Origin of the sequence: Anaerovibrio sp., from assembly GCF_024697385.1 — a bacterium.
In the GTDB taxonomy this organism is placed as follows: Bacteria; Bacillota; Negativicutes; order Selenomonadales; family Selenomonadaceae; genus Anaerovibrio.
In genome coordinates, this window is sequence record NZ_JAILFV010000086.1 from 1 (window position 1) to 6,485 (window position 6,485).

Genomic DNA, 6,485 nt, shown 5'->3' on the forward strand with positions numbered 1-6,485 from the left:
GGATATTTGGCGTGTAGATATCGTATGAGAGCTATGTTGGCTGTCGCCTGTTCCTGGGTGAGGTCTTCGGCTCCGTTGACGCCGCCCACATTCTCTATGCCGATGGAGCACCAGTTATAGCCAATGATATGGCGGCAAAAAAAGGTTTCCGGAGTAAGCCGGTAAATGGTGCCGTCCCTGTCCACCAGGAACTGGGAACAGACATTGAGGGTGCCGTCGGTATATTCTTCCCGGTTAAACCATTTATATGTGCCCTCGGCTGAATCGGAGGCAGTCCAGTGTATCACTACTGCCTGGGGAACTATCTCTGTGATGGCCTCTCCATAATGCTTCTGGGTGTATTCCCGTATCAGTTCCTCACGCAGTGGGGTGTTGATGACCGGGCGGTCCTGGATATGGGGCATAGGGACAGAGGAGGTTTCCGGAATGTTTTCGGTATATTGGTCATGGACGCCCTGGCCCTGGGTGCATCCGGTCATGGTGCCAATGATAAGGCATGAAATGAGTATGGTCAAAAGATATATATGCCGTAGTTTCAAGAGTGTCACTCCTTTTCCTGATAAAGAATTTGTTTCAGCCCGATGACTGCTTGTGCTCAGGGGCTTGACGGCGTACGAATTTAAGGGACTGCCGGGCAATAAACTCATATAGTATCTGGGTGAAGGCTGTATGGGTGATATCTACATTATCCATTCGATATATTGGACAACGGGCGTTGTCCTGCCGGAAGCCCTGACATTGGGTGCTGTTGGTCCATTGGTCCATGCCCAGGAAAAAACTGTATTTCTGCTCCAGGAGTGTGAACTGACACCTGAGGCCTCCCTGGGAGTCATCATATATGGTGAGCTGGGGCTTTTTCAGGGAAAAGAGGGTTTCGGCGTCAAGGATTCCCAGCAGGATGTTACCCATAAAAATGTATCTGGAGTGGAGCCAGCCGTTTCTGGTATCATGCTTTTCATCACGGCTCAGTGTCAGCAGCTGTCCGAAGGAATTCTGGTCCAGCAGGTTATACAGGTTGTGAAATTGGATAATGTATCGGTTTACCTCCAGCAGGTTGTCAAATATTTTCAGTTGTTTCATGGCTTCATCGTAGGATGAGGCGCGGGGACGGTATAGTACCATTTTTGACATCTCCTTTGCTGTATAAATAGAATATCAGTTCTATTTAATTTTTGCAAGGGGAAATCCCCGGTACTGGGATGGTGGGATATTTATTGTCCGGCCTTGACAATAAAAAGGGCTGGTGGACAAATTTCTTTGTGCCTTGCCACCAACCCGTCAGGATGTTTGTTTATTCGATTTTTATGCGGATGGCCCGAATTACATTTTGCAGGTCACCGGCGGTCTGTTTTTCCTTGGTCCATTTTTGCCAGCCCTTGCCATCAATCATGACAGCATAGGATACATCGTAGATTATGGAGGCCCTTCCCTCAAGGCGAATTTCGATTCCGTCTATGGCCTTTCCCGGGGTACCGGCAAGTTCATTGTTCTTTACCCAAGGGGTCCAGCCCTCCTTGTTGTGGACACGGTATATAATATCCAGATATCTGTTGAGGTCAATCTGCATCCTGATAGCATCTATGGTCTGGGTGCCGTAAGGGTCACCGGCAGACTGCATGGCTGTGCAGCGACCGCTCCAGTCTCCCTCGTGAAGATATGCTTCATAGTACAGGGCAGGCTGATCGGTTATTTCGGATACAGTGTGTCCTGAGCCTGTTTCCTCGTCCTGGGCAAAGCAACTGCCTGCAGGAAGCACCATAAGACATAAAAGGGTAATAATAAGATATAGTTTTTTCATCAGTTTCATCTCCTTCGTGATAAAATACAAGGTATTTTAATTTAATAGGATTACATGAATATTATCATATTATCAACTATATGCCAAATTCTGCACTAAATGCCAAGTTCAATATTGCGGATGGTCTGCTGCAGGGTATTGAGCTTTTCGGTGACGGTGGCATTTACCTTGTCCAGATCCTTGATGGCTCCTGAGGATTTGCTGATATGTTCCAGACTGTGCTGCAGGCTTTCATGGACTGAGGCTACCTGCTTGGAGAAGTGCCGGTCGAATTCATGGATTTTGTCTTCAAATTCCTTGTTTTTGGCCATTATCTTGTCAATGGCGGTGACATCATCAACCAGGGTGCGGATGGCATCGTCGGAGCTCTGAACGCTTTCCTGGGTGCTCTTGGACAGCTTGCCTACCTCCTGGGCAACAACGGAGAAGCCCCGACCTGCTTCTCCGGCACGGGCTGCCTCAATGGCTGCGTTCAGGGCCAGCAGGTTTATCTGGGATGATATATCGGTAATGATCTGCATGACATCATTGATTTTCTCGGTGCTGGTGCTCAACAGCTTGAGCTTAGGGGTGATTTCGGAATTTCGCTCCAGGAGCTGGTTGAAATAGGATCCCTGTTCATTGATACCGTTGGACAGCTTCTGCATGGATTCCTTTACGCTGTCCACATCCTTGGACATCTGCATGATGGTATGGATGATGGATGGGAGACTTTGCTGATACTCATCAAAGAGGTCAAGCACCTGGTCCTTGAGTATACCTACGCGGTTTTGACGGTGGATTACGCGGTTGAGGAAGAATTCCTGACAGGCGGCATAATGTCCGGCAAAGAAGTCCAGGTATTGGTCATGGAAGGCGGTGCCGTTTGGTTCGTTGTAAAAGAATATGGCCGTCAGGGTCTCGTTCATATGCAGGCCACTGATTTCGCCGAAGCTGGAGAACCCGGCTGCCGGCAGGTTGGAGAACATGTCCACATGCTTGATGGTCTCGGGATAGCAGAGACGGCGGAGAATACAGTCGTTGAGAATGGCACCGATTGGCTCAGGCTTGTCATGATTGAATTCCCGCACGGCATTTTTCAGTGTGGCCTCCAGGTCTACTCTCTTCATCAGGTAGAGCCGCTCTCCGGACTCTATATCACAGAAGAAATTAACCCGGTAATTGGCCTCATCAATGCCGGATATGGAGCGGATGTAATTTTCCCCCTTTATATCGGTAGCAAAGGTGTATTCCTGCATTTTGTCGTTTAGCTCAGCCACAGTGGAACAGCCCAGTTCATTTTTCAGGGCATCGATAAACGGCATGGTGGTCCCGTCGGAATTTTCCACGGTGGAAATATAGCGGAGGGCAGAATTGGCGTTCACAACATTGAAGTATTTGCCGACTCTTTCCACGGCCTGGGTCTTCAAAATACCATAGCGGTAGTTCTTGGTGGTGTGTACTATAAGCACCACGGCGGCATTTTCCAGAACCTCCTGGTCATTGTATATATAGGTATGCTGGAAATCCAGCAGGCCACCGGCGCTGCCCCCGATGAATGGAATCGGATACATGCCGTTTTGGTAAAAGGCCTGCATTACAAAAGATTCGGAATTGGAAAGTCCGTCTACATAAATCAAGGCAAAGGTGTGGTTTACATTCATGCGGAATGGTACCTTATGCCGGTCGATTTCCTGCTGCATTTTTCTTACCCGGTCTTCAACGCTCATGGAAACACGGCCCTGACGCAGGTCCTCGCTGCCCAGGTTGATGGTCATGATGTAGCTGTCATCTATCATACGCTGGGAGAATACCTGCAGTAATACGCGCCGGCGCTGGTCGTTGGCTTCGCAGTAGAGGGTTTTGCTGCCCACAGGACGACAGAGCTCCCCTGAGGTGGTCATCAGGATCAGCTTGGCGTTAGGTGGCATGATTTTTTTGATATCTGAGGATACTTTATGCATATCATTGTCAGGAGAAACATAACCTATAACAACAGCCGGACCACCGGCAACTTCAAATAACGGGGTGAGTCTTGTGGAATTCAGCTCGTCGGCGGACAGATACTCAACCTTGATATCCGGATGGCTGGACTGTGGGACGGAAGAATTGGTTTGTGGTGCAGGTGCTGCTGATGCAGTTGGGGTGTTGCCTGAAAAAAATTTTTTAAACATGGGATGACCTCCTGCTATAAGTTATATATTAATGAAATAATGTTCTATTTAAATTAAATTCGCCAAAAAAGGCAAAAATCCTTTTTAGCTTGATACGGACCTTTATCAGGGCAGAATACACAGTATATTGACTTGAAAAATGATTATGGAATATCATGTGATATATTGGTTGTGGAGATGATGATTTGTGGAAAATATAAAAATAAACAGAATAGGAATTTTGCGAACGGATTTTCCCAGCAAGTTTGGTATTCCTAGGCAAAGCGGTGTTGTGTCAGAGCTGATGGGCCGGCTTGTCTTTGATCCGGAGTACCGCAATCCTGAGGCTGTGCGGGGGATAGAGGGTTTTTCTCACCTGTGGCTGATATGGCAGTTTTCCGAAGCGGTCAGGGAAGGCTGGTCACCCACTGTAAGGCCACCTGTTTTGGGGGGGAACCAAAGGGTGGGGGTATTTGCCACCAGGTCTCCTTTCAGGCCTAACCCTATAGGCCTGTCCAGTGTGCGTCTGGAAAAGGTGGAAATCTCCAGGGAAGGTCCTGTCCTGATAGTCAGTGGGGCTGACCTGATGGACGGCACGCCCATATTGGATATAAAACCTTATTTGCCTTATGTGGACAGTCATCCTGACGCCACAGAGGGCTTTCGCAGCGGTGGCTGGAACCGGATGCTGGAGGTAGATTTTCCTGAAGCACTTCTGGAAAAGGTTCCGGAAAACCGGCGTCAGGCCCTGACCGGGGTGCTGGCCAATGACCCGCGGCCTTCGTATCACGATGACCCGGAGCGGGTTTATGGAATGCCTTTCGGTGGAATGGAAATCAAGTTTTCAGTAAAGGACAAGGTGCTGAAGGTGATAGATGTAGTAATTCATTTGCCGTCATAGGTAAAGGAATTTTGGTTTAGGGTATTTCCTGTCACTGGATTAATATTATTTTGTTGCATAATCAGTAATTTTACTGTATTGTATTTCCATAACAATTTTTATATTGGAGAGATGTGAATGATTTCATCAAAAATGAAAAAAACTGCAGCGGTTCTATCCGCATCAATGTTGATGCTGGGTACCTGTGGCACGGCCATGGCAGCGGAGGATGATTCTGTTACCTTGACCAGGGCGGAGTTCCAGGCGCTGATGGACAGAATTGCCAGGCTGGAAACTCGCCTGGACCAGACCGAAAAGAAGCAGGAGACCGCTGACACCAAGGTGGAAAAGCTGGAAAAGACAACTGCTGACAATGAGGCCAAGGTAAAGAAGGACAAGGACATGGCCTGGAAATTCTCCGGCGATATAAGGGCCCGTGCAGTGCTGGACCACAATTCCAATGGGGCGAGCTATACCTATCGTGTCCGGTTGAAGGGTGAAAAGCCGATTACTGAAAATCTGAAGTTCGTATTCCGTGATGTGATGATGAATGAGAATCCTACCGGGGTAACCGGAAGCTCCTATACAATCGGGAAAAACGGAGTGGTGACACAAAGCTCCAGCAAGGAGAGCTTCAATAAGTTTGATAACGCCTATTTCCTGATTTCGGGGATTGGCGGCCGGAAGGACACGACACTGAAGATCGGTCGTTTTGGTCATAGCTTTGGTACTACCGGCTACTGGTCAGGGGAATGGACTTATGGCATGTATGATGGCGTGGAATTCGCCACCTGCCTGGGCAAGCTAAAAATGAGTCTGGGCTTTGGTGACTGGGGTGCTGCAAATGATCCGACGGGAGACAAGTTTGTGGTCAACAATGCTACCGGTGCAGTGACCGGCGCCAGTGGGACTGATTCCTTGGGAACCACTGCTTCCAAAATCGAACGCAATTACTTTGCCAAGCTGAATTATGCACCTACCAAAAATGATAATTTCAATGTATGGCATCTGAGGGAGACTGGTGGGGACAGCAGTCCAAGGGATTATAATCTGTTGGGCTTTGGCTTTACTCATAATTTTGATAAAACATGGTCACTGTCTGTGGATTATTCCCGCAATTCAGGTCTTGATGACACTCAGCGCCATGATGGCAAGGTGGCAGTGCTTTCCTGGAAAAAGGCCAGCTACAGTCAGCCGCATAGCTTTGGCATGAAGGCTTACTATATTAATGTTGATAAATTCAATGTTGCCAAGGCAGGCAGCAGCGTACTGATTCCTCATAATGACAATACCGGTTACGGTCTGAGCTTACATTACACCATAGCCCGCAACCTGATGTTTGATCTGTTCGGGGAATTCAGGATGAAGAAAAAGAGTACCGGTGCCGATAATGGCAATTATTATCGTGCCCAGCTCAGTGCTCAGTTCTAAGGACGGGCATTTTGGTAATAGTGTGGAACACAGTCTCTCACGGGGTTGTGTTCCTTTTTTTGCTCTTGTAGAATTTATTGACAGAGCTTTATTGCAGTGGTAATATTTTTACTGCTGTGAATAAAACAAAAATTATTCAGGAGGCTGTTAAATTGAGCGAAAAATTAAGTTGGAAGAATTATCTGTTTGTTGCCAGCATGCTCTTTGGCATGTTCTTTGGCGCAGGAAATATCATTTTCCCGGT

At 47.8% G+C, this 6,485-nt stretch carries 7 protein-coding genes; 4 read left to right on the forward strand and 3 right to left on the reverse strand.

The features are described 5' to 3' along the window. Window positions 1–539: peptidoglycan recognition family protein (locus tag K6C05_RS04500; RefSeq protein ID WP_296731765.1), on the reverse strand; the 539-nt coding region annotated here is incomplete at its 3' end. Window positions 540–669: 130 nt separating this feature from the next. Between K6C05_RS04500 and K6C05_RS04505 the strand changes: the two genes are divergently transcribed. Next, the gene (locus tag K6C05_RS04505; RefSeq protein ID WP_296731768.1) at window positions 670–1,098 is read left to right on the forward strand and encodes a hypothetical protein; all 429 of its coding nucleotides are present in this window, start codon (window positions 670–672) and stop codon (window positions 1,096–1,098) included. Window positions 1,099–1,291: 193 nt separating this feature from the next. Here K6C05_RS04505 and K6C05_RS04510 read toward each other — a convergent pair whose 3' ends face one another. Both K6C05_RS04510 and K6C05_RS04515 read right to left on the reverse strand, forming a co-directional pair. After that, window positions 1,292–1,798, reverse strand: a complete 507-nt coding sequence (locus K6C05_RS04510) for a hypothetical protein (protein WP_296731769.1) — start codon at window positions 1,796–1,798, stop codon at window positions 1,292–1,294. 95 nt (window positions 1,799–1,893) lie between these two features. Continuing rightward, a complete protein-coding gene (locus tag K6C05_RS04515) occupies window positions 1,894–3,951 on the reverse strand; it encodes a methyl-accepting chemotaxis protein (RefSeq protein ID WP_296731771.1) in 2,058 nt (685 codons plus the stop codon). Between the two features lie 187 nt (window positions 3,952–4,138). On the opposite strand from K6C05_RS04515, the gene tsaA reads away from it, so the two are divergent. The 3 genes from tsaA to K6C05_RS04530 all read left to right on the forward strand — a co-directional run. After that, window positions 4,139–4,831 carry a tRNA (N6-threonylcarbamoyladenosine(37)-N6)-methyltransferase TrmO gene (gene tsaA, locus K6C05_RS04520; protein WP_296731774.1) on the forward strand — a complete coding sequence of 231 codons (693 nt, stop codon included), beginning with the start codon at window positions 4,139–4,141 and terminating at the stop codon, window positions 4,829–4,831. A gap of 117 nt (window positions 4,832–4,948) precedes the next feature. Then, complete coding sequence (locus tag K6C05_RS04525) at window positions 4,949–6,241, forward strand: hypothetical protein (protein WP_296731777.1); 1,293 nt, start codon at window positions 4,949–4,951, stop codon at window positions 6,239–6,241. A 116-nt stretch (window positions 6,242–6,357) separates the two neighbouring features. Further along, a partial coding sequence (locus tag K6C05_RS04530; RefSeq protein ID WP_296731778.1) for a branched-chain amino acid transport system II carrier protein occupies window positions 6,358–6,485 on the forward strand: 128 nt, incomplete at its 3' end.

Bases quoted from the DNA above. Each gene is read 5' to 3' on its own strand.
- K6C05_RS04505 (WP_296731768.1), top strand. From the start codon at position 670: ATGGGTGATATCTACATTATCCATTCGATATATTGGACAACGGGCGTT.
- K6C05_RS04510 (WP_296731769.1), bottom strand. From the start codon at position 1,798: ATGAAAAAACTATATCTTATTATTACCCTTTTATGTCTTATGGTGCTT.
- K6C05_RS04515 (WP_296731771.1), bottom strand. From the start codon at position 3,951: ATGTTTAAAAAATTTTTTTCAGGCAACACCCCAACTGCATCAGCAGCA.
- K6C05_RS04525 (WP_296731777.1), top strand. From the start codon at position 4,949: ATGATTTCATCAAAAATGAAAAAAACTGCAGCGGTTCTATCCGCATCA.